The organism is Serinicoccus sp. CUA-874, from assembly GCF_001942225.1.
Classification (GTDB): domain Bacteria; phylum Actinomycetota; class Actinomycetes; order Actinomycetales; family Dermatophilaceae; genus Ornithinicoccus; species Ornithinicoccus marinus.
In genome coordinates this window covers 377,186-397,960 of sequence record NZ_MKJZ01000022.1, presented here as the reverse complement: position 1 = coordinate 397,960, position 20,775 = coordinate 377,186, and the positions used below count along the sequence as shown (strand labels likewise).

At 70.5% G+C, this 20,775-nt stretch carries 23 protein-coding genes and 5 pseudogenes; 21 read left to right on the top strand and 7 right to left on the bottom strand.

The window, feature by feature from the left end; genetic code table 11:
- Positions 1 to 36: 36 nt before the first annotated feature.
- The 4 genes and pseudogenes from BJF80_RS08720 to BJF80_RS08705 form a co-directional block, all read left to right on the top strand.
- Positions 37 to 1,041: pseudogene (locus BJF80_RS08720) on the top strand (4-hydroxy-3-methylbut-2-enyl diphosphate reductase); the annotation flags it as partial.
- Between the two features lie 278 nt (positions 1,042 to 1,319).
- Positions 1,320 to 2,162, top strand: coding sequence for a transporter substrate-binding domain-containing protein (locus tag BJF80_RS08715; RefSeq protein ID WP_075812864.1), 843 nt, complete (start codon positions 1,320 to 1,322; stop codon positions 2,160 to 2,162).
- Positions 2,163 to 2,171: 9 nt separating this feature from the next.
- Entirely contained in the window at positions 2,172 to 2,840 is a 669-nt protein-coding gene (locus tag BJF80_RS08710) for an amino acid ABC transporter permease (RefSeq protein ID WP_075812862.1), read from the top strand.
- Positions 2,837 to 3,610 carry an amino acid ABC transporter ATP-binding protein gene (locus tag BJF80_RS08705; RefSeq protein ID WP_075812860.1) on the top strand — a complete coding sequence of 258 codons (774 nt, stop codon included), beginning with the start codon at positions 2,837 to 2,839 and terminating at the stop codon, positions 3,608 to 3,610. The genes BJF80_RS08710 and BJF80_RS08705 overlap by 4 nt, the downstream gene beginning before the upstream one ends.
- Before the next feature lie 31 nt (positions 3,611 to 3,641).
- Here the strand turns inward: BJF80_RS08705 and BJF80_RS08700 are convergent, their stop codons facing one another.
- The gene (locus BJF80_RS08700) at positions 3,642 to 4,493 is read right to left on the bottom strand and encodes a DNA recombination protein RmuC (RefSeq protein ID WP_237767499.1); all 852 of its coding nucleotides are present in this window, start codon (positions 4,491 to 4,493) and stop codon (positions 3,642 to 3,644) included.
- Positions 4,439 to 4,891: a hypothetical protein gene (locus BJF80_RS20015; RefSeq protein WP_237767498.1), complete on the bottom strand. Its 453-nt coding sequence runs from the start codon at positions 4,889 to 4,891 to the stop codon at positions 4,439 to 4,441. Before BJF80_RS20015 ends, BJF80_RS08700 begins: the two co-directional genes overlap by 55 nt.
- 294 nt (positions 4,892 to 5,185) lie before the next feature.
- Between BJF80_RS20015 and BJF80_RS08695 the strand changes: the two are divergent.
- The 13 genes and pseudogenes from BJF80_RS08695 (at position 5,186) to BJF80_RS08640 (ending at position 14,867) form a co-directional block, all read left to right on the top strand.
- A pseudogene (locus BJF80_RS08695) lies at positions 5,186 to 6,405 on the top strand (substrate-binding domain-containing protein).
- The gene (locus tag BJF80_RS08690; protein WP_083673551.1) at positions 6,402 to 7,211 is read left to right on the top strand and encodes an ABC transporter ATP-binding protein; all 810 of its coding nucleotides are present in this window, start codon (positions 6,402 to 6,404) and stop codon (positions 7,209 to 7,211) included. The pseudogene BJF80_RS08695 and the gene BJF80_RS08690 overlap by 4 nt, the downstream one beginning before the upstream one ends.
- A complete protein-coding gene (locus tag BJF80_RS08685) occupies positions 7,208 to 8,026 on the top strand; it encodes an ABC transporter ATP-binding protein (protein WP_083673550.1) in 819 nt (272 codons plus the stop codon). Before BJF80_RS08690 ends, BJF80_RS08685 begins: the two co-directional genes overlap by 4 nt.
- Positions 8,023 to 8,898, top strand: a complete 876-nt coding sequence (locus BJF80_RS08680; RefSeq protein WP_022926229.1) for a branched-chain amino acid ABC transporter permease — start codon at positions 8,023 to 8,025, stop codon at positions 8,896 to 8,898. The genes BJF80_RS08685 and BJF80_RS08680 overlap by 4 nt, the downstream gene beginning before the upstream one ends.
- 262 nt (positions 8,899 to 9,160) lie before the next feature.
- A complete protein-coding gene (locus tag BJF80_RS21150; RefSeq protein ID WP_321166368.1) occupies positions 9,161 to 9,526 on the top strand; it encodes a hypothetical protein in 366 nt (121 codons plus the stop codon).
- The gene (locus BJF80_RS21145; RefSeq protein WP_321166372.1) at positions 9,460 to 10,041 is read left to right on the top strand and encodes a branched-chain amino acid ABC transporter permease; all 582 of its coding nucleotides are present in this window, start codon (positions 9,460 to 9,462) and stop codon (positions 10,039 to 10,041) included. Before BJF80_RS21150 ends, BJF80_RS21145 begins: the two co-directional genes overlap by 67 nt.
- Positions 10,038 to 11,606 (top strand): class I adenylate-forming enzyme family protein, encoded by a 1,569-nt coding sequence (locus tag BJF80_RS08670; protein ID WP_075812858.1) that lies wholly within the window; start codon positions 10,038 to 10,040, stop codon positions 11,604 to 11,606. The genes BJF80_RS21145 and BJF80_RS08670 overlap by 4 nt, the downstream gene beginning before the upstream one ends.
- Positions 11,603 to 12,238 carry a TetR/AcrR family transcriptional regulator gene (locus tag BJF80_RS08665; RefSeq protein ID WP_075812856.1) on the top strand — a complete coding sequence of 212 codons (636 nt, stop codon included), beginning with the start codon at positions 11,603 to 11,605 and terminating at the stop codon, positions 12,236 to 12,238. The genes BJF80_RS08670 and BJF80_RS08665 overlap by 4 nt, the downstream gene beginning before the upstream one ends.
- Positions 12,235 to 12,969, top strand: a complete 735-nt coding sequence (locus BJF80_RS08660; RefSeq protein ID WP_022926225.1) for a 3-hydroxybutyrate dehydrogenase — start codon at positions 12,235 to 12,237, stop codon at positions 12,967 to 12,969. The genes BJF80_RS08665 and BJF80_RS08660 overlap by 4 nt, the downstream gene beginning before the upstream one ends.
- Positions 12,966 to 13,913: an alpha/beta fold hydrolase gene (locus BJF80_RS08655; RefSeq protein WP_237767497.1), complete on the top strand. Its 948-nt coding sequence runs from the start codon at positions 12,966 to 12,968 to the stop codon at positions 13,911 to 13,913. Before BJF80_RS08660 ends, BJF80_RS08655 begins: the two co-directional genes overlap by 4 nt.
- Positions 13,901 to 14,242 (top strand): GntT/GntP/DsdX family permease, encoded by a 342-nt coding sequence (locus BJF80_RS08650; protein WP_143554043.1) that lies wholly within the window; start codon positions 13,901 to 13,903, stop codon positions 14,240 to 14,242. The genes BJF80_RS08655 and BJF80_RS08650 overlap by 13 nt, the downstream gene beginning before the upstream one ends.
- Complete coding sequence (locus tag BJF80_RS08645) at positions 14,227 to 14,481, top strand: type II toxin-antitoxin system Phd/YefM family antitoxin (RefSeq protein ID WP_022926222.1); 255 nt, start codon at positions 14,227 to 14,229, stop codon at positions 14,479 to 14,481. Before BJF80_RS08650 ends, BJF80_RS08645 begins: the two co-directional genes overlap by 16 nt.
- Positions 14,478 to 14,867 carry a type II toxin-antitoxin system VapC family toxin gene (locus tag BJF80_RS08640; RefSeq protein ID WP_022926221.1) on the top strand — a complete coding sequence of 130 codons (390 nt, stop codon included), beginning with the start codon at positions 14,478 to 14,480 and terminating at the stop codon, positions 14,865 to 14,867. The genes BJF80_RS08645 and BJF80_RS08640 overlap by 4 nt, the downstream gene beginning before the upstream one ends.
- A 42-nt stretch (positions 14,868 to 14,909) precedes the next feature.
- Here BJF80_RS08640 and pdxY read toward each other — a convergent pair whose 3' ends face one another.
- Positions 14,910 to 15,776: a pyridoxal kinase PdxY gene (gene pdxY, locus BJF80_RS08635; protein WP_075812854.1), complete on the bottom strand. Its 867-nt coding sequence runs from the start codon at positions 15,774 to 15,776 to the stop codon at positions 14,910 to 14,912.
- 44 nt (positions 15,777 to 15,820) lie between these two features.
- Here pdxY and ychF point away from each other — a divergent pair, with 44 nt between their 5' ends.
- Positions 15,821 to 16,906, top strand: a complete 1,086-nt coding sequence (gene ychF / locus BJF80_RS08630) for a redox-regulated ATPase YchF (protein WP_075812852.1) — start codon at positions 15,821 to 15,823, stop codon at positions 16,904 to 16,906.
- A 244-nt stretch (positions 16,907 to 17,150) separates the two neighbouring features.
- Complete coding sequence (locus BJF80_RS19050) at positions 17,151 to 17,309, top strand: hypothetical protein (RefSeq protein WP_187344352.1); 159 nt, start codon at positions 17,151 to 17,153, stop codon at positions 17,307 to 17,309.
- A gap of 86 nt (positions 17,310 to 17,395) precedes the next feature.
- Here BJF80_RS19050 and BJF80_RS08620 read toward each other — a convergent pair.
- The 3 genes and pseudogenes from BJF80_RS08620 to BJF80_RS18390 form a co-directional block, all read right to left on the bottom strand.
- Positions 17,396 to 17,620: pseudogene (locus BJF80_RS08620) on the bottom strand (integrase core domain-containing protein); the annotation flags it as partial.
- Positions 17,621 to 18,001: 381 nt separating this feature from the next.
- The gene (locus BJF80_RS08610) at positions 18,002 to 19,150 is read right to left on the bottom strand and encodes a hypothetical protein (protein WP_237767496.1); all 1,149 of its coding nucleotides are present in this window, start codon (positions 19,148 to 19,150) and stop codon (positions 18,002 to 18,004) included.
- A 120-nt stretch (positions 19,151 to 19,270) separates the two neighbouring features.
- A pseudogene (locus BJF80_RS18390) lies at positions 19,271 to 19,420 on the bottom strand (IS3-like element ISPfr13 family transposase); the annotation flags it as partial.
- Positions 19,421 to 19,461: 41 nt separating this feature from the next.
- Here BJF80_RS18390 and BJF80_RS19280 point away from each other — a divergent pair.
- A pseudogene (locus BJF80_RS19280) lies at positions 19,462 to 19,742 on the top strand (type II toxin-antitoxin system RelE/ParE family toxin).
- Complete coding sequence (locus tag BJF80_RS19275; protein WP_202817171.1) at positions 19,729 to 20,034, top strand: HigA family addiction module antitoxin; 306 nt, start codon at positions 19,729 to 19,731, stop codon at positions 20,032 to 20,034. The pseudogene BJF80_RS19280 and the gene BJF80_RS19275 overlap by 14 nt, the downstream one beginning before the upstream one ends.
- Before the next feature lie 251 nt (positions 20,035 to 20,285).
- Here the strand turns inward: BJF80_RS19275 and BJF80_RS08595 are convergent, their stop codons facing one another.
- A complete protein-coding gene (locus BJF80_RS08595) occupies positions 20,286 to 20,672 on the bottom strand; it encodes a hypothetical protein (protein WP_083673549.1) in 387 nt (128 codons plus the stop codon).
- Positions 20,673 to 20,775 lie beyond the last annotated feature (103 nt).

The window sequence follows — 20,775 nt, the reverse complement described above, 5'->3', positions numbered from 1 at the left end:
ACTTCTGCAACACCCTCGACCCGACCGACCGAGACCATGGACGTGCCGGAGGCGGCTGCTGACCGGACGGGCAGGCGCGTGCTGCTGGCGGCGCCCCGCGGCTACTGCGCCGGGGTGGACCGGGCCGTCGTGACGGTGGAGAAGGCGCTGGAGCTCTACGGCCCGCCGGTCTACGTGCGCAAGGAGATCGTGCACAACAAGCACGTCGTCCGGACCCTGGAGAAGCGCGGCGCGATCTTCGTGGAGGAGACCGACGAGGTGCCCGAGGGCGCCCGCGTCATCTTCTCCGCGCACGGCGTCAGCCCGACGGTGCACGAGGAGGCCCGCCAGCTCTCGCTCAAGACGATCGACGCGACCTGCCCGCTGGTCACCAAGGTGCACCGTGAGGCGGTCCGCTTCGCGGACGACGACTACGACATCCTGCTCGTCGGGCACGAGGGGCACGAGGAGGTGGAGGGCACCGCGGGGGAGGCACCGGACCACATCACCCTGGTCGAGAGCCCCGAGGACGTCGACCACGTGGAGGTCCGCGACCCGGAGAAGGTCGTGTGGCTCTCCCAGACCACCCTCAGCGTCGACGAGACGATGGAGACGGTCCGCCGCCTGCGCGAGAAGTTCCCGAAGCTGCAGGACCCGCCCAGCGACGACATCTGCTACGCGACCCAGAACCGGCAGGTCGCCGTCAAGCAGATGGCCTCCGACTGCGACCTCATGATCGTCGTCGGCTCGCAGAACTCGTCGAACTCCAAGCGGCTGGTCGAGGTCGCCCTGGAGTACGGCTCGCGCGACGGGCACCTGGTCGACTACGCCGACGAGATCGACGAGGCCTGGCTGGACGGCGTCGCGACCGTCGGCGTCACGAGCGGGGCCAGTGTCCCCGAGGTGCTCGTGCGCGACGTGCTCGACTGGCTCGCGGAGCGCGGCTACGAGGACGTGCAGGCGGTGACCGCCGCCGAGGAGTCGCTGCTCTTCGCCCTGCCCAACGAGATCCGGCGCGACCTCAAGGCGGCCGGCCACGACGTCAAGAAGGTCCAGCACGACCCCAGCTCGATCCCGAGCGCCCGGGAGGCTCGCTGCGCTGACGCCGGGTCGGCGAGCAGGTCACAATTCGATCACGGTATGCCGGGCCGCCCGAGGGTGGCGCCGACGCCTCACGCGCGCGGGCGTAGCAGACTTCCAGTGGCGCGACGATCGGGCTTCGGAGCGGTCGAAGACCTGTCTATGGTGGCTCAGGCCGGGTCGCCCGGGGAGGGCGTCTAGGCTGTCGAGGGAGCACGCAGTCCGGCAGCTCCCGCCCGAGGAAACGGAGATGATCAACGATGTCTGCTTCGCGCACCGGTCTGGTCCTGGCTGCGGTGAGTGTCCTGGCGCTGTCCGCCTGCGGGTCCGAGTCCGGGGGATCGGGGGCCTCTGGTGACGACGGAGGGATCTCCGGGGATCTCATCGACGACGGCAGCCTCGTGGTCGCCATGAGCGGTGAGTTCCAGCCGTTCAGCTACTTCGAGGGCAACGAGCTCACCGGCTTCGACTACGAGATCGGTGCTGCCGTCGCGCAGGAGCTGGGGCTGGAGATGCAGAGCGAGACCGCCGCCTTCGCCTCGCTCATCGGCGGTGTCCAGGCCAACCGCTACGACGTGCTCATCGCCTCCATGACGCCCACCGAGGAACGGGACGAGGCGGTCGACTTCACCGACGGCTACTACAGCTCCGGCGCCCAGGCCTTCGTCGCCTCCGGCACGGAGTGCACCGAGGTCTCCGAGCTCGACAGCCCCACCGTGGGGGTCGCGACGGGCACCACCTACCAGGAGTACCTCGATGAGGAGGGTGGGGACTGGGTCGGCGAGGTCCGCACCTTCGACTCCGACGTCGTGGCCCTGCGTGACCTCGGCACCGGCCGGTTGGACGCCGTCATGACCGACCGCCTCGTCGGGCTCTACCAGATCGAGCAAGCCGGGCTGGACGTCGTGGAGTGCGGCGACCCGCTCTACACCGAGTCCCCGGCCTTCGCCGTCAAGGAGGGCAACTCCGGTCTGGTCGACGACCTCAACGGAGCCCTGGCGACGATCATCGAGGACGGAACCTACGGCGAGATCAGCGAGAAGTACTTCGGCCAGGACATCTCCGGCCAGGCCGAGGGGTCCGAGACCAGCGACGAGGGCTGAGGCTCGGCGATGGTCGACTTCGTCGAGCTCTTCGCGGAGTATGCCCCGCTCTTCCTCGAGGCGACCTGGGTCACGCTCAGCCTGACCGCCGCCGCCCTGGTCATGGCCATGGTGGCCGGGGCCGGGGTGGCGGCGCTGGCGATGAGCAGGGTGCGTCCGCTGCGGTGGCTGGCCACGGTCTACATCGGGCTGGTGCGCGGCACACCCCTCATCACCCAGATCTTCATCATCTACTTCGGCCTGGCCTACGTGGTCACGCTGCCCGCCTTCTGGGCGGGCGCCTTCGCGCTGGCCTTCCACAACTCGGCCTACATCGCCGAGATCATCCGGTCGGGCTTCCTCTCCGTCCCGCGGGGGCTCACCGAGGCCGCGCGGTCGGTCGGGATGTCGAGGGCGATGACGCTGCGCCGCGTCCAGGCGCCGCTCGCCCTGCGCACGATGCTCCCGGTGCTCGGCAACCAGTACATCATCGCGGTGAAGGACTCCTCGCTGGTCGCCTTCATCGGGATGACCGAGCTCTTCCGCACCTCGCAGAACATGGCGGCCTCGACCTACCAGCCGCTGACGGCCTACATCATCGTCGCGATCTACTACCTCGCGATCGTGCTGGTGCTCACGGTCGTCGTCAACGCGCTGGAGCACCGGTTGGGCAAGCACCGAAGGATGGCGACGGCATGAGCACGACAGACCTGGGCGACACGCAGTCAGAGGGCACGCACGCCGTCCGGATGCGGGGGATCGTCAAGCGCTTCGGCGGCACCACCGTGCTCGACGGCATCGACCTCGACGTCGCTCGTGGTGAGGTCGTCACCCTCATCGGGCCGTCCGGTGCGGGCAAGTCGACCCTGCTGCGGTGCATCAACGGACTGGAGCGGGTCACCGAGGGCTCGATCGAGGTCGCGGGTCAGCCGTTGCAGTACGACGAGAAGCACCTGAACCGGCTGCGCGCCCGCATCGGCATGGTCTTCCAGGCCTTCAACCTCTTCCCGCACATGACGGTGCGGGAGAACGTCGCGGTCGCCCAGCGAGACGTGCTCGGCCGCTCACGGGGCGATGCCACGCAGCGGGCGCAGGAGCTGCTCGACCGGGTGGGCCTGGCGCACAAGATCGACGCCTATCCCGACAGCCTGTCCGGCGGGCAGCAGCAGCGGGTGGCGATCGCCCGGGCCCTGGCCATGGACCCCGCCGTCATGCTCTTCGACGAGCCGACCTCCGCGCTGGACCCCGAGCTCGTGGGTGAGGTGCTCAGCGTCATGCGTGACCTCGCCTCGGAGGGGATGACCATGGTGGTGGTGACGCACGAGATGCGCTTCGCCCGCCAGGCCGCGGACCGGGTTGTCCTGCTGGCCGACGGCGGCATCGCGGAGCAGGGCCCGCCGACCCAGGTGCTGCAGCAGCCGACGAGCGAGCGCGGACGCGCCTTCCTGCAGGAGCTCGAGGAGGCCTGAGCCGCGGCCGGGGGTCGGCCCGGTCGCCGGATCAGCCCACCTCCCGGCGCCGCGTGCCCCGTGCCGCGGCCGCGTCCTGCTCCTCCGACCTGCTCGGCGTGCCCTGCTCCAGCTCCACGGCCAGCCAGTCCTCGGCGACGGGTCGGGGGGCGGACTCGAGGACCGGCAACGGCTCCGGGCCCGCCTCGGCGAGCCCGAGCTCGCTCATCCGCCGCGAGGTGACCATGACCCGGGACTCCAGCGTGCCCACGAGCTGGTTGTAGGTCTCGACCGAGCGCCGGAGCGCGGACCCCATGGCCCTGGTGTGCCGCCCCACCGTGCCGAGCCGCTGGTGCAGCTCGCTGCCCAGGGCGAGCAGGTCTCGGGCGTTGCCGGCCAGGGCGTCCTGCTGCCAGGCCAGGGCGGTCGCCCGCAGCACCGCCAAGAGCGTCGCCGGAGAGGCCAGCACGACCTTGCGGGACTGCGCGTGGTCGTAGAGGTCCGGGGCGGCCCGCAGGGCGGCGGCGAGCACCGCGTCGCTGGGCACGAAGCACACGACCAGCTCCGGTGAGGTGGCGAAGGCCGACCAGTAGTCCTTCGCGGCCAGCCCGTCGACGTGCGTGCGCAGCGCCGCCGCGTGCTCGCCCAGCAGCGCGTCGACCTCGTCACCGGACCGCTCCGGGGCCTGTGCGCGCAGGAAGGCGGACAACGGGGCCTTGCTGTCCACCACGATGACCTTGTCTCCGGGCAGCCGGACCACGGCGTCGGGCCGGACCCGGGCATCGTGCCGGCTGATCGCGCTCACCTGCTCGTCGAAGTCGCAGCGCGCGAGCATGCCGGCATGCTCCATCACCCGGCGCAGCTGCACCTCGCCCCAGGTGCCCCGGGTCCCGGACGCGGACAAGCGCCCGAGAGGGCGGCGGTCTGCTCCCGCAGTGCCCTCGTCTGGGTGGCGACCTGGTCCAGGTGCTCGCCGACCTGGCCGAAGTGCTCCACCCGGTCGCGCTCCAGCGTCCGCACCTGCTGCTCGACCCGGTCGAGGGCCGCCCGCAGCGGTGCGAGCTCGGCCGCGGTGCGGGAGTCCTGGTCCTCGCGGGAGGACACGCCGTCCAGCTCCAGCCGCAGCTCGGCGGCCTCCGCGTGCGCCTGGTCCCGAGAGGCGCGGGCCAGCGCCACCTCGGTCTGCGCCCTCGCCGAGCGCGCTGCCGCGCCGCTGCGGGCCAGCAGCCAGCCCAGCACCAGTCCGACGGCCAGGGCCAGCAGCAGCGGCAGCACCGCGCCGGTCGTGAGTTCCTCGCTCATGGGCGTCACCCTCGCACCGGGCACCGACATACCCTGGGATGCCGCCGGTCACGACGGGTGTCCGGTCGTGCCAGAGGCCGACATGAGGGGTGTCCGGTCGGGTATGGGGGGGCGGACAGAAGGGGTGTCCGGTCGGGCGGTGGAGGGAAGGGGTGGAGGTGGTGCGCGGTCACGATCCGGTCACGACCGGGGGACGCGAGTCGCGGCGACGTTGACACCCTGCACGGCCTGATCTACCTTCGGATGCGAAACATGAATCACCTTTCATGTTTGACCGCACGAAGGAGTGTCCCCGTGACCGCACGGCCCGTCCGCCTGCTCACCGTCCTGACCGCCACCACGGCGCTGACCCTCTCGGCCTGCGCGCCGTCGAGCACGGACGGGGGTGGCGACGACAGCGGGGCGAGCGGCGAGGGCTCCGAGGGCGGCGGCACCGCCCAGGTCGGCATCATCTACTCCGAGACCGGCCCCTTGGCGGCCTACGGCGAGCAGTACCGCCAGGGACTGGAGGCCGGCATCGACTACGCCACCGAGGGCACCGGCGAGATCGACGGCACCACGATCGAGGTGGAGTACCGCGACGACGCTGGCAACCCCGACACCGCCGTCGCCGCGGCCAAGGACCTCATCGGGCAGGACTACCAGATCCTCGGCGGCACGGTCGTCTCCGGCATCGCGACCGCCATGGCCGAGCAGGCCGCGCAGAACGAGATCCTCTACATCTCCGGTCCGGCCGCGACCGACGCGATCACCGGCGTCAACGAGTTCACCTTCCGCTCCGGCCGCAGTCTTTCCAGGACGTCGCGACCGCCGGCGCGATGCTCGAGGACAACTCCGGCAAGGTGGTCGTCCTGGCCCAGGACAACGCCTTCGGCCAGGGCAACCTCGCCGCCGTCGAGGCGGTGCTGGGCGCCGAGGGAGCCGAGGTCGCCAGCGTGCTGGTGCCCGAGGACGCCACCGAGTTCACCGGCTTCGCCCGCCAGGTGGTCGACGAGGAGCCGGACCTGATCTTCGTCGCCTGGGCGGGTGCCACCGCCGGCAACATGTGGCAGTCCCTCACCCAGCAGGACGTCTTCGACGCCGCCCCGGTCGTCACCGGGCTCGCCGACTCGGCGACCTTCGCCGCCTACGGCGACGCCGGCGAGCAGATCTCCTTCCTCTCGCACTACTTCCCCGGGGCGACCGACAACGAGGTCAACCAGGCCCTCGTGGACTCGGTCACCGAGGCCGGAGGGACGCCGGACCTGTTCACCGTCGACGGCTTCGTGGCCGGCCAGATGATCGTGCAGGCCGTCGCCGAGGGCGGGGACGACGTCACCGCCATGATCGACGCGCTCGAGGGCTGGGAGTTCGAGGGCCCGAAGGGCACGACGACCGTCCGTGAGGGCGACCACGCCCTCGTGCAGGACATGTTCACCGCCAGCCTGGTGCAGGAGGGCGACGCCTGGGTCCCCGAGGTCATCGACACGGTCGCCGCCGACGAGGTCGCGCCGCCGGAGGCCTCGGGCGAGTGACCGAGCAGGACAGCCCGGTCCAGGGCCGGGCCGCGGGGGCGGCGAGCTCCGCCCCCGCGCCCGCCCTGGAGGTCCGGGATCTCTCGCTGCGCATCGGCGGGGCACAGATCCTGGAGGACATCAGCATCACCGTGCCGCGGGGCCAGATCGTCGGCGTCATCGGCCCGAACGGTGCTGGCAAGACCACGCTGTTCAACCTCGTCTCCGGGGTGCACGCGCCCACCTCGGGCCAGGTGCTGCTCGGCGGACGGGACCTCACCCGCTCCAGCATCACGCAGCGGGCCAACGCCGGGCTCGGACGCACCTTCCAGACGTCCTCGCTCTTCCCCGGGCTCACCGTGCACGAGAACGCCCGGCTGGCCGCCCAGGTCACCGAGGGCCGCGCCATCTCGCTCTTCTCCTTCCCGCGGCGCGGCGACGCCGCCTCGCGCCGCGCGAGCGAGCTGCTCGAGGAGGTCGGGCTGGCCCACCGCGCGGAGCACCGCGCCGGGGACCTGCCGCACGGCGACAAGCGCAAGCTCGAGATCGCCATGCTCCTTGCGACCGACCCGGAGGTGGTCCTCCTGGACGAGCCCATGGCGGGCGTCGCCTCCGGCGACGTCCCGGGTCTCACCGAGGTCATCCGCGGCCTGCACCGCGACCACGGGTGCACCGTGCTCATGGTCGAGCACCACATGGAGGTCCTGCTCGGTCTCGTCGAGCGGGTCGCCGTGCTCCACTTCGGGCACCTCCTCGCGATCGACACCCCGGAGGCCGTCATGGCCGACCCGACCGTGCAGAGCGCCTACCTGGGGGAGCCGGTATGACGTCCCCACAGACCCACGGCGACCTCGCGGGGGCCACGGCGCCGGGCGGCGACGCCGTCCTGCGGGTGCGCGGGCTCTCGGCCCACGTCGCCGGCCAGCAGGTCGTGGAGCAGGTCGACCTCGATGTCGCCCCGGTGGGGGTCACCGCCCTCCTGGGCCGCAACGGCGTCGGCAAGACCTCGACGATCAAGGCCGTCCTCGGCCTCATCGGCCGCTCCGGCCTGATTGAGCTCGACGGCACCGACCTCGTCGCGCTGCCCACCCACCAGATCGTCCGGCTCGGCATCGGCTACGTGCCCGAGGACCGCGAGGTCTTCGCCGGCCTGACCGTGACCGACAACCTGCGGCTGGCCGAGCGCCGCGGCGGCGAGCACCGCTACGACCTGGTCTACGACCTCTTCCCGGAGCTCAAGCAGCGTGGTGCGCAGGCCGCGGGCACGCTCTCCGGTGGTCAGCAGCAGATGGTCTCGCTCGCGCGGGCCCTGCTCAACGACAACCAGGTGCTGCTCGTGGACGAGCCGACCAAGGGCCTCGCGCCCCGGCTGGTGCAGGAGGTGAGCCAAGTGCTCGCGCGCGCCGCGGAGGTCGCACCGATCCTGCTCGTCGAGCAGAACCTGCAGGTCGTCCGCGAGCTGGCCCGGCACGCCGTGGTCCTCACCGACGGTCGCAGCGTCCACCACGGCCCGGCGCAGGAGTTCCTCGCCGACGACGCCCTCACCCAGCGGCTGCTGGGCGTGCACGGCGAGGCGGAGCACCGGGGCGAGCCCGAGCCGGACCGCGAGACCGGGCATACCCGAGAGGAGCGCAGCCAGTGAGCACCGTCGTCCTGCTGCTGTTCACCGGGGTCGGGCTGGGGGCGATCTACTTCCTGGTCGCCTCGGGTCTGTCCCTCATCTACGGCCTCATGCACGTCCTCAACTTCGCGCACGGCGTCTTCCTGTCGCTGGGCGCCTTCCTCGGGCTCGAGGTGGCCACCCGACTGGGCGCCACGACCTGGACCGGCTTCGCGGTCTCGCTGCTCGTCGGTGCCCTCGCCGGGGCGGTCTTCGCGGCGCTGACCGAACGGGTGCTGGTGCAACGGCTCTACGAGCGGCACATCGAGCAGGTGCTCGTGACCGTCGGTCTCGGCCTGGCCGCCGTCGCGCTCTTCGACGGGATCTGGGGCACCGACCCCCGGTTCATCTCCGGACCGGCCTGGCTGGGCCGGACCACCCACATCCTCGGCGCCAACGTGCCCAACGACCGCTTCGTCGCCATCGGGGTCGCCGCCCTGGTGCTGCTGGGCATGGTGCTCTTCCTGCAGCGCACCCGCTACGGCATGATCATCCGCGCCGGGGTGGAGAACCGCGCCATGGTCACCGCGCTCGGCATCGACGTGCGCACCGCCTTCACCCTCGTCTTCACCATCGGGGGGATCGCGGCCGGGCTCGGCGGCGTGCTGGCCAGCCACTACTTCGGCTACGTCTCGCCGCTGCTCGGTCAGACGCTGCTCATCTTCGCCTTCATCGTCACGGTCATCGGAGGGCTCGGCTCGCTCACCGGGGCGGCGATCGCCTCCGTGCTCGTGGCGCTGCTGCAGCAGTTCGCCAACTACTACCTCTGGGGCACCGGCGACCTCGCCGTCGTCGTGCTCCTCGCCGTGGTCCTGCTGACCCGGCCCTCCGGCCTGATGGGGAGGCGCGCATGACGACCCCGACGACGCAGCCGTCCCGCCGCTCGTGGCTCGGCAGGCTCGTGCCGCTGGCGCTGGTCGTGCTGCTGGCCTGCCTGCCGCTGCTGAACCTGAGCCTGCCGGGGGTGCTGCCCGGGCCGACGTACACCCCCGGCTCGCTGCACCTCATGGCGCTGGCCATGGTGATGGCCGCGCTCGCGCTGTCCTACCACCTGCTCCTCGGGGTCGCCGGCCTGCTGTCCTTCGGGCACGCGCTCTACTTCGGCTTCGGTGCTACGTGCTCGGCATCGTCATGGCCGAGCTGGGCCTGGGGCTGGTGCCCTCGGTGCTCGTCGTGCTGCTCGCCGGGGTGGTCTTCGCCACCCTGCTCGGGGCGATCAGCCTGCGGGTCACCGGCATACCCTTCGCGATGGTCACCCTCGCCTTCGCCCAGGCCGGCTCGGTGCTGGTCCGCCGCGACCCGGGCCGGGTCACCGGTGGTGAGGAGGGGCTGCGGCTGCGACCGAGCACGTGCCGGACGCGCTCATCGGGGTCGCCAACACCCGCAACCTCTACTGGCTGGCGCTCGCGGCCCTCGTGCTGGCCTTCCTGCTCACCACGTGGGTGCAGCGCAGCCGGGCCGGTCACGTCGCCGAGGCGGTAAGGGAGAACGAGCTGCGTGTCCGCGTCCTCGGGATGCGCCCCTTCGTCGTCAAGCTCGCCATCTTCGTCGCGGCCTCGGTCATCGCCATCGGGATGGGCATGGTCCACCTGCTGCTCAACTCCGGCGCCGTGCCCACCATCGTCAGCGCCGAGTTCACCATCTCGCTGCTGCTCATGGTCGTCATCGGCGGCGTCGGCTCGCGCTGGGGCGCGGTCACCGGAGCCGTGCTCTACGTCCTGCTCAACCAGCGGCTCACCGTCCTGGCGCAGGCCGAGTGGGTGCACGACCTGCCCGCGGTGCTGCGGATCCCGCTGTCGGAGCCGATGTTCATCCTCGGCACGCTCTTCGTGCTGGTCGTCATGTTCCTGCCCGGCGGCATCGCGGGCACCGTGACCCGGCTGCGGGGCCGCCGCCCGTCGCGTGGCGGCGCGGAGCCGGGTGCTGACAGGGTGGAGCAGATGGACGACGACGCGCGCGAGCCGCAGCACGAGGGTGCGGGGGCGGCCCGCCCATGAGCACCGGGACCGGTGGCCCACAGACCGACGGGCTGCACACGCTCGGTCGCTGGCCGGTCGACCGTGCCCGCATCGCCCCGGACCACCCGGCAGTGGTCGACCGCGGGGTCGCGTTGCGCTACGGCGAGCTGGAGGCCCGGGTCGACCGGTCGGCCCAGGCGCTCCTCGGTGCCGGCGTCGGCAGGGGTATGCGCGTGGCCACCCTGGTCGGCAACAGCGCCGACCAGGTGGTCCTCTTCTTCGCCTGCGCCCGGGTCGGCGCGGCCCTGTGCCCGCTCTCGTGGCGGCTCACGCCGCCGGAGCTGGTCCGCCAGGTGCAGCTGCTGGACCCGGCCCTGCTCGTCACCGAGGAGGAGACCGGCGCCCTGGCCCGGGAGGTGGCCGCGCGCCTCACCTGTCTGGTGCCCACGGCATACCTCACGGAGATCGAGCGGCCGGGAGCCCTGGCCGCGGCGACCGGCCGTCCTGCCGTCGGGCCCGAGCCGGTCGACGACGAGGACGCGCTGCTCGTCGTCTTCACCTCCGGCAGCGTCAGCGCCCCGAAGGCCGCGGTGCTCTCGCACCGCACCTGCTGGTGGACCAACCTGTCGCTCTCGCGCACGCTCGAGCTCACCGAGCGCGACGTCGTGCTCTCGGTGCTGCCGCAGTTCCACGCCGGCGGGTGGAACATCCAGCCGCTGCTCGCGTGGTGGACGGGGGCCACCGTGGTGCTGGAGCGCACCTTCGACCCGGCCCGGGTGCTGAGCCTGGTGGGCGAGCGCCGGGTGAGCACGATGATGGGCGTGCCGACGCAGTACCTCCTGCTCGCCGAGCACCCCGGCTTCGCGACGGCCGACCTGACGAGCCTGCGCAGCGCCGTGGTCGGCGGGGCGCCGATGCCGCCGCCGCTGCTGCGGACCTTCCACGCCCGCGGGGTGGCGCTGACCCAGGGCTACGGGCTCACCGAGGCCGGGCCCAACGTGCTCTGCCTGCCCCCGCACGAGGCCGCCGACCGGGCGGGCTGGGCCGGCGTGCCCTATCCGCACGTCGAGGTGGCGCTGGCCGACCCGGCCACCGGGGAGCGCGTCGAGGGAGCGGGGACCGGCGAGCTGTTGGTCCGCGGCCCGGGGCTGTTCACCGGCTACCTGCACGATGAGGAGGCCACGGCGCAGGTGCTGCACGACGGCTGGCTCTGGACCGGCGACGTCGCGGACCGTGACGAGGACGGCTACCTGCGGATCGTGGACCGGCTGCGCAACATCTACATCAGCGGTGGCGAGAACGTCGCGCCCGCCGAGGTCGAGGCGGTGCTGCGGCGGCACCCGGCTGTCGCGCAGGCCGCGGTGGCCGGCGTGCCGCACGAGCGTTGGGGCGAGGTCGGGGTCGCGCTCGTGGTGCTCCGGCCCGGGGTGGCCACCGACGAGCACGACATCCTGGAGCACTGCCGGGGGATGCTCGCCGGCTTCAAGGTGCCCGAGCGGGTCCTGGCCTTCCCCGGCATACCCCAGGTCGGGATCGGCAAGACCGACCAGCCCGCCGTGCGCGCCCTGGCGCTGCAGCTGCTCGAGCGGCAGGGGCAGCGATGAGCGTGGAGGGCCCGGTCGCCCGGCCCGCGCCGCGCACCGCCCGCGGTGCGCGCACCCGGGCGCGGCTCCTGCAGGCGGCGGAGGACGTCTTCGCCACCGTCGGCTACCCGGACGCCTCGATCGTGCGGATCACCGAGCTCGCCGGGGTCGCGCTCGGCACCTTCTACGTGCACTTCACCGGCAAGAAGGAGATCTTCGACGAGGTCGTGCTCGACCTGTCGCGCCGGGTGCGGCAGGCGATGAGCGAGGCGTCCTCGGCGGCGCCGGACCGGCTCACCGCCGAGCGCGACGGCTTCCGCGCGTTCTTCGCCTTCACCGCCGAGCACCCCGCGCTCTACCGCATCATCCGGCAGGCCGAGTTCGTCTCGCCCGAGGTCATGCGCACGCACTACGACGACATCTGCTCGGGGTATGCCGCGGGCCTGGAGGACGCGATCGGACGCGGTCAGATCCGCGCCGTCGACCCCGTCGTCGCCGCCTGGGCGCTCATGGGCGCCGGCGAGCTCATCGGGATGCGTTGGGTGCTCTGGGAGCAGGGCGGGCAGATCCCCGAGCCGGTCTTCGAGCAGCTCATGCTGCTCATCGAGGGTGCGCTGGCACCCACCACGACGGACGAAGGAGAGGGCACATGACACGCAGGGCGATCGTCACCGGAGGGGCCAGCGGCATCGGCGCCGCCGTCGCGCGCCGGCTCGCCGCCGACGGGATGAGCGTGGTCGTCGCCGACCGCGACGCCGACGCCGCGCAGGCGCTGGCCGGCGACCTCGGGGGCGAGGCGTGGACCGTCGACCTCTCGGACACCGCGGCGCTGGAGGACGCCACCGTCGACTGCGACGTCCTGGTCAACAACGCGGGGGTGCAGCGGGTGGCGCCGGTGCACGAGTTCGTGCCGGACGACTTCCGGTTGATCCACCGGCTCATGCTCGAGGCGCCGTTCCTGCTGGCGCGCGCCGCGCTGCCGCACATGTATGCCCGGGGTTGGGGCCGGATCGTCAACGTCTCCTCGGCGCACGGGCTGCGGGCTTCGGCCTTCAAGTCGGCCTACGTCTCGGCCAAGCACGGGCTGGAGGGGTTCTCCAAGGTCGTCGCGCTCGAGGGCGCCGACCACGGCGTGACGAGCAATTGCGTCAACCCCGGCTACGTCCGCACCCCGCTGGTGGAGAAGCAGATCGCCGACCAGGCCAGGACCCACGGGATCGGGGAGGACGAGGTGGTCGAGAAGATCATGCTCACCCGCGCCGCGGTGAAGCGGCTCATCGAGCCGGACGAGGTGGCCGCGCTGGTGTCCTTCCTCGCCTCCGACGACGCCGGCATGGTGACCGGCACGTCCTACGCGATGGACGGCGGGTGGACTGCCCAGTGAGCACCACGGCACCGCCCTTGCCGTCCTCGGTCGAGACCGTCCTAGGGGAGCGCTACCGCAGCGTCGAGGTCCCGGTCGACGGAGGCGACCTGCACGTCGGGGTCTGGGAGCCCGAGGCGGGGGAGGACGCCGACGCCCCGACCCTCGTGCTCGTCCACGGCATCACCGCCTCGCACGTCTCCTTCGCCGCGCTGGCGCAGGCGTTGCCCGGCGTCCGGCTGGTCGCTCCCGACCTGCGCGGCCGTGGCCGCTCCCGCGACCTGCCGGCGCCCTACGGCATGCCGCGCCACGCCGACGACGTCGCCGCCGCGCTGGCCCACCTCGGGGTGCGCGAGGCGGTGGCGGTCGGTCACTCGATGGGCGCCTTCGTCTCGCTCGTGCTCGCCGACCGGCACCCCGACCTCGTCCGCTCCCTCCTCCTCGTCGACGGGGGTATGCCCCTGCTCCCGCCCCCGGGCGTCGCGCCGGAGGACATGGCGGCCGCGGTGCTCGGCCCGGCCGCGGACCGGCTGCAGATGACCTTCTCCAGCCGTGAGGCATACCACGAGTTCTGGCGCGAGCACCCTGCCCTGGGCCCGGGGTGGGACGAGTTCACCACCGCCTACGTCGATTACGACCTCGTGGGGGAGGAGCCCGCGCTCACGCCCGCCACGCGCCCGGAGGCGCTCGCCGAGGACATCCGCGAGCTCGTCGACGGCGCCTCGGTGGAGCAGGCGCTCGACGGCCTGGCTCACGCCGCGACCTGGGTGGTCGCCCCCAGGGGCCTGCTGGACGAGGTGCCCCCGCTCTACCCTGACGCCGCCCGGGAGCACTGGACCTCCCGGCTGCCCCGGCTGCGCATGGTCCCGGTCGAGGGGGTCAACCACTACACGGTCGTGCTCGGCGGGAGCGGCGTGCGGCAGCTGCTGCCGCTCCTGGAGGAGGAGATCGCGTGGTCGGACTGATCGGGATCCCGCTGTCCCTGGCCCTGCTCACCGTCCTGGCCTACCGCGGCCTCAACGTCATCGTCCTGGCCCCGATCATGGCGAGCATCGCGGTGATCTTCGCGGGCGCGCCGATCCTGGCGACCTATACCCAGGTCTTCATGCCGGCCATGGGCAACGTCGTCGTGAGCTTCTTCCCGCTGTTCCTGCTCGGCGCCCTCTTCGGCAAGGTCATGTCGGACTCCGGCGTCGCGCTGCGGATCGCGGAATGGGTGGTGCGGCCCCCTGATCCTGATCGCGGGACCCGTGTGCTACGCGTGCTACGGTTCTGGGCATGGGCACGACAGTGAGCCACCGCGACCTCCGCAACCACAGCGGGGAGGTGCTGCACGCCGTCGCTGCCGGCGAGACATACACGGTGACCAGCCGAGGCAAGCCAGTTGCGCAGCTGGTGCCGATGACGCAGGCCACCCCCGACCTGCCGCTCTCTCGCCCGGCGGTGGCTCGGGGTGGTTTCTCGGGGCTGAGGCGGCACAGCATCAACTCCCCTTCCGCCGCCACGCTCGACGACCTGCGGGGAGAGCGTTGACGCGCTACTACCTGGACACCTCGGCCGCGGTGAAGCTCATGGTGGAGGAGCCGGAGAGTGCCTCCATGGCGTCCTGGGCGGACGGCGATGACGTCACCCTGGTGTCGACGCACCTGCTCGAGACCGAGCTGCGCCGATTCGCGAACCGGCACGATCTCCCGCAGGCGGACGTGTCAGCCATCCTGGGGCGGGTCGATCTCTACGACCTCCCACCGAGTCTCTTCCGCGAGGCCGGACTGATGCCGGGCGTTGACCTGCGGTCGCTGGACGCACTCCATCTGGCAGCCTCCATCCGGCTCGACGTGGACGCGGTGGTCACGTACGACCGCCACCTCGCGGGCGCTGTGGAGACGATGGGCCTGCGGGTCCACGCGCCACGAGCCTGAGCGTCGTCGGGCTCGTGCGCCGCACCCCTGGCGGTATACCCCTCAGCGCACCTGACGTGCGCTGAACTGCATCCGCGGCTGCGCGAAGGCGTCCTGCGCCTGGACCAGCCGCAGCTCGCGCTCGCCGGAGTCGAGGGTGGCCTGCAGCAGGTCGAAGACGCTGGAGGCGGTGCGCTCCAGGGCGGTCGCGGCCGAGCCGGTCTCGCGGTAGTGCGCGGTGAACAGGGCGCTGGTGACGTCGCCGGAGCCGTTGGCCTTGATCGGCAGCCGCGGGGTGGCGACGATCCAGGCCCCGGCGTCGTCGACCACGAGCATCTCGATGGTCTCGCCGCCGTCCGGCTGGGCCTGCCGGTCCGGCCGCAGCACGCTGGTGACGAGCACGGTGCGCGGGCCGAGGTCGCGGGCGGCGTCGGCGGAGGCCAGCGTCGACTCCAGGGTGTCCGGCTCGGTGTGCGTCATGTAGCCCAGCTCGAACTGGTTGGGCGTGATGATGTCGGCGTGCGGCAGGACCTTCTCCCGGATGAGCGGCGGGATGGACTCGGCGACGAAACAGCCGGAGGTGGCGTTGCCCATGACCGGGTCGCAGGTGTAGGTCGCCTCGGCGTTGGCGGCCTTGACCCGTCCGACCGCGTCGACGACGACGTCGACGATCTCCTCGCCGCCGAGGTAGCCCGACAGCACCCCGTCGACCGTGGGCAGGACGCCGCGGTCCTCGATGCCGGAGACGACCGCGCGGACGTCGTCGGCGGGGATGAGCGGGCCACCCCACTCGCCGTAGCCGGTGTGGTTGGAGAAGTTCACCGTCAGCACCGGCCAGACCTCGTGCCCGATGCGCTGCAGCGGGAAGACGGCGGCCGAGTTGCCGACGTGCCCGTAGGCGACGTGGCTCTGGATCGAGAGGAAGCGCATACCTCGATCTTCGCATCCCCGGCGACCACTAGACTGCTGACCCCGTGGCACTCACCATCGGAATCGTCGGCCTGCCCAACGTGGGCAAGTCCACGCTCTTCAACGCGCTGACCAAGAACACCGTGCTCGCGGCGAACTACCCGTTCGCGACGATCGAGCCCAACATCGGCGTGGTGCCGCTCAAGGACGGGCGGCTGGACCGGCTCGCGGAGATCCACTCCAGCGCCAAGGTGCTGCCCGCGACGGTCAGCTTCGTCGACATCGCGGGCATCGTCCGCGGAGCCAGCGAGGGGGAGGGCCTGGGCAACAAGTTCCTCGCCAACATCCGCGAGGCGGACGCGATCTGCCAGGTCGTGCGCGCCTTCCGCGACGACGACGTCGTGCACGTCGACGGCAAGGTCAGCCCGCGGGACGACATCGAGACGATCAACACCGAGCTCATCCTCGCCGACCTGCAGACGCTGGAGAACGCGATCCCGCGGCTGGAGAAGGAGGTCAAGGGCAAGCGGACCGACAAGGAGGTCCTCGACACCGCGCTCGCCGCGCAGCGGGTGCTGGAGGCGGGCGACACGCTGTATGCCCGTGGCGAGGCCGCGGGGGTCGATGTCGCCATCGCGCGGCAGCTCGGTCTGCTGACCACCAAGCCGTTCCTCTACGTCTTCAACCTCGACGAGGACGGCCTCACCGACGACACGCTGCACGCCGAGCTGGCCGAGCTGGTCGCGCCGGCCGAGGCGATCTACCTCAACGCCAAGCTCGAGGCCGACCTGGCCGAATTGGACGACGAAGAGGCGGCCGAGCTGCTGGAGTCGGTGGGCGTCGAGGAGCCGGGGCTGGACCAGCTCGCCCGGGTCGGCTTCGACACCCTCGGGCTGCAGACCTACCTCACCGCAGGCCCCAAGGAGTCCCGCGCGTGGACGATCCGCAAGGGTTCGACCGCTCCGCAGGCCGCCGGCGTCATCCACACCGACTTCGAGCGCGGCTTCATCAAGGCCGAGATCGTCAGCTTCGAGGCGCTCGACGAGCTGGGCTCGATGGCGAAGGCCAAGGAGGCCGGCAAGGTGCGCATGGAGGGAAAGGACTACGTCATGGCCGACGGGGACGTCGTTGAATTTCGTTTCGCCGTATAATGTCTAGCGTCCGTGACAGGTCGTGAACGGGCCTGTTGTACCGACAAACTGAAGCGACCAGCCAACAACATTCCTGTGTGAAGGCATCGGGACTGCCGCCCAAATGGGTAACATCCAATCTGGCTTGCCCGTTGGGCGGCCAGGAAGGATTCGCGCCACGGCTGCTCCCTACCCGAGTGAGTTCCGCGAGTGCGTTGTGCGCGTGGTTCGGCCCCGTGAAGACGGCGTTTCCCTCGCTCTGATCATGAAGGACTCCGGCATCCACGCGACGACGATCCACAAGTCGTTCCGTCAGGCCGACATCGACGGCGACCACCGTTCCGGAGCTACTCGTGAGGAATCCTCCGGGATATGGGATCTCCACCGCCGGAACCGCCAGCTGGAGCAGGAGAGCGAGGTCTAGTGCCGCGCGACTGCCTACCTCTTCTCGCAGGCACGCTTGCCGGAATAGGGGACTGATGCGCGATCAGGTGTCAGCTGGGGTGAGGCCGCCAGGCTGACGGTCGGGTTCATGATGGTCTCGTACTCGATGGGGGTCGATCGTCCCAGTCGGGCTTTTCGGCGGCGTCGGTGGTAGTAGGTCCGCTCGATCCAGGTGATGATCGCGATCCGCAGCTCTTCTCGAGTCCGCCACCTCTTGCGGTCCAGGACGTTCTTCTGCAGCAGAGCGAAGAAGGACTCCATCGCGGCGTTGTCCCCGGCAGCACCCGCTTTCCGGGCCGGGCACCGTCTTCGACATCAGCCTGACGCATCCAGTTCGTCAGGCCCGACTCAGAGATCCCGAAGTCCTTCGCGATCACGGCGAGCTTCTGGCCAGGTTCACGGTTCCTCGCGACGCGGACGACGTCGTCCCGGAACTCCTGGGGATAGGGAGCAGGCACGGTGCACATCCTTCCCTGCAACGCTCTCTAGCGCCACAGATCATGTGACACCTACACGTGCGTCAGTCCCTATGGCTATGGTGATCGCTTCTATGTCGTACTAAAAACGAAAGTAGTAACTCGTTGAGGGATCCCTCAGCGGGCATTCATTCGGGCGGGGCTTACGTACGCCAAGAACTTCAGCCCCACCATCCACCGCCGACCTATTGCCTCCTCAGTGGTCCGGGCCTGCACCGGAGTCCTCTGCACGAGATGTGTCGTCGTTCTGCGCCGCGTCGTGGACCGCGCTGTCAGCGTTCTCTGCGCTGCGTGAGCGGCGCCGCGCCTCGCGCCGTGCGCGCTCCCGGTAGCTATAGGCGGCCTCGTGCACCGACTCTTCACTTTCGAAGCCAGACCCAATCGCACCCGCGATCGTCGCAGCGGCGGTCGCGAACAGGGTCACCAGGAGATACTCGCCCAGTCCGTATTCGTCTCCGGCGTACTGGCTGAACACCTCCGGAGTGAAAACGATCAACGCGGCAGTCAGGTTCAGGACGAACAGCCCCGCAAAGCCGCACATCAGCCCAATAGCGAGGGTCAAGACAGTCGACGCGTTGAACAGCACCGTTCGCTCACGTTCCTGCGGCGGCAGATCTTTGGCTCGTTCCCAGAGGCGGTGATAGACGATGAGCCAAGTGATCATCGCCGTGATGGAGGCAACGACCACGGCGACCAGCTGCCACGCTGCCATGGTGAGTGCGAGTTCCCACAGCGTGGCGTTCAACAGATAGAACGCGCTGAACGCGAACGCTCCCACCAACGCCCCTCGGAGACCGGAGACCAGCCGCCACGGACGATTATCCCGGACCATTCCCACGAGCAGCCGCAGACGCCCGCGGTTCGCGAAGATACGGAAGTCGACCCCGTCTTGGTCTGGGGTCGTCCGCTCGAAGGCGCCGCCCAGAGCCGGGACCCGTGACCGCCGATGCGCCTGGGACCCGTCCTTCGGAATGGTCCCGCCGCGCATGTCCCCAATGAGCTGTGTCACCACCTCTGAAACTCGCCGTCGTAGGCCCATGGCCCCGAAGGCCGGCAGTGAAACCACCGCCACGTTCCGACTGTGGTTGGCGTCAGCGACGACGGGGCGCCGGTCGATCATCAGTGGCAGGTCGGTCACGCATACCGCGAAGTCCCAGCCATGTTCCCGCTTACGCTCGGCTGCCAGGTCCATCATCTCAAAGCGCTTCTCGTCACTGGGGGGCAGCCTCTCTCGGTGCACCTCCACTCTCCAGTGACCGTCAGAGAGCTGCTCGGCGAGTAGGCCAGGCAGTTCCCGTTCGAGATGCTTCGCGACTGTCAGGGTGGTGGCGACCGGATCGGCCACCACCCCGACCACTACCTCCCTCGTCGGGCTTTGCGTCGTCCCGATGGGTTCACTCTTGTGAGTCGTCAAAAGTCGACTCCTTCCGCGTTGTCAGTTTGAATCCTCCCGGGTTCTCGGCCGCTACTTTGTGGGTGCGGGCTCTCGGGTGCGGGCCTCGTTGTGCAGCGTCTCGAACTCTATCGGGGTGAGCATCCCGAGGGAGAGGTGTCGGTTGTTGTACCAGTCGACCCAGCCGGCGGTCGCGAACTCGACGTCCGCGAGGGTCCGGTAACGTGTAGGGGTATAACGGATCGCGTTATATACCCAGTCGCGTGATCAGATCGTTCGGCAGCAAAGAGAGCGAACGGCTGTGGCGTCGTGAGCGCGTGCGCTCGATCGATCCGAGGATCCATCGTGTGGCATTGCGCAAGCTTCGGCAGGTGGGATCCGCGGAGTCGTTCGACGACCTCCGCGTCCCCCCTGGGACCCGGCTCGAGCTGCTGAAGGGCGACCGGGCCGGCCAGCACAGCATCAGGATCAACGACCAGTGCCGGGTCTGCTTCGTGTGGACTGACGCCGCACCAGAGGAGGTGAGATCGTTGACTACCACTGACAAGATGGCCCCGATCCATCCTGGTGAGGTTCTCATGAAGGACTTCATCGAGGGTTTCGGCATCACGCAGAACAAGCTTGCGGTGTCGATCGGGGTGCCGCCGAGGCGCAGCAACGAGATCGTGCACGGCAAGCGAGGGATCACGGCGGACACGGCGCTGCGCCTGGCGAAGTACTTCGGCACCTCGGCTGAGTTCTGGATCAACCTGCAGAGTCACTACGAGCTGGATCGTGCCGAAGACGCCGTGGGGGAGCAGATCGAGGCGATCCGACCGATTCTGTCAGTGTCGTGACTGATCGGCGTATCGACCGTCGTCAGGCCGTCCCGCTGACGCTCCAGGTCGACCAGTCAGCTCAGGTGGTGCGCGGTGATCGGGGCCGGTGAGTCGCTCGCAGCGGCACGGTAGTGACAGATGAGGAGATGTTGGCTCTCATCGACTCTGCTCGCCACCGATCGGGACCTGGTGGTCCCGAACCAGTTGCCTTCCGTGGAGTCCGGGCTGTGAGCGACGAGGACCCTCGCGACCCTGGCTGAGGCTAGGTGTCAGCTCACGGCGGAGCGGCGCTCGCGACGCACGGCCACGAAGGAGCGGATGCCGAGCACGACATACCCCACCAGCAGCACGAAGCTGATGGTTCCGGAGATCACGGCCAGCGGGCGCTCGGCCTCGCCGGCGAGCAGGTCGCCCAGCCCGAGGACGTTGCGCAGCGTGCCCAGTGCGCCGATGAGCGCGACGACCAGGGCGGCGTGGATCCACACCTTGGGGTTGCTGCGCCCCAGCACGCCGCAGACCGCCAGCACCACGCCCAGGATCGCCGGGATGAGGGCGGTCCAGCTCGACGTGCCGGCGGCGAGCCAGCCGATGACGCCCACGGCGATGAGCAGGACGCCCAGGACCAGGGTGGTGCGCGGCATGGACGAGTTCTGCATGGTGCTCCTTCACGAGTGGGGGTCCTCCCAGGTTAACCGGGGATCGGGGCCGGCTGCCGCCCGCCCGGACAATGGTGAGCCGGTATGTCACTCACGAGCCTCC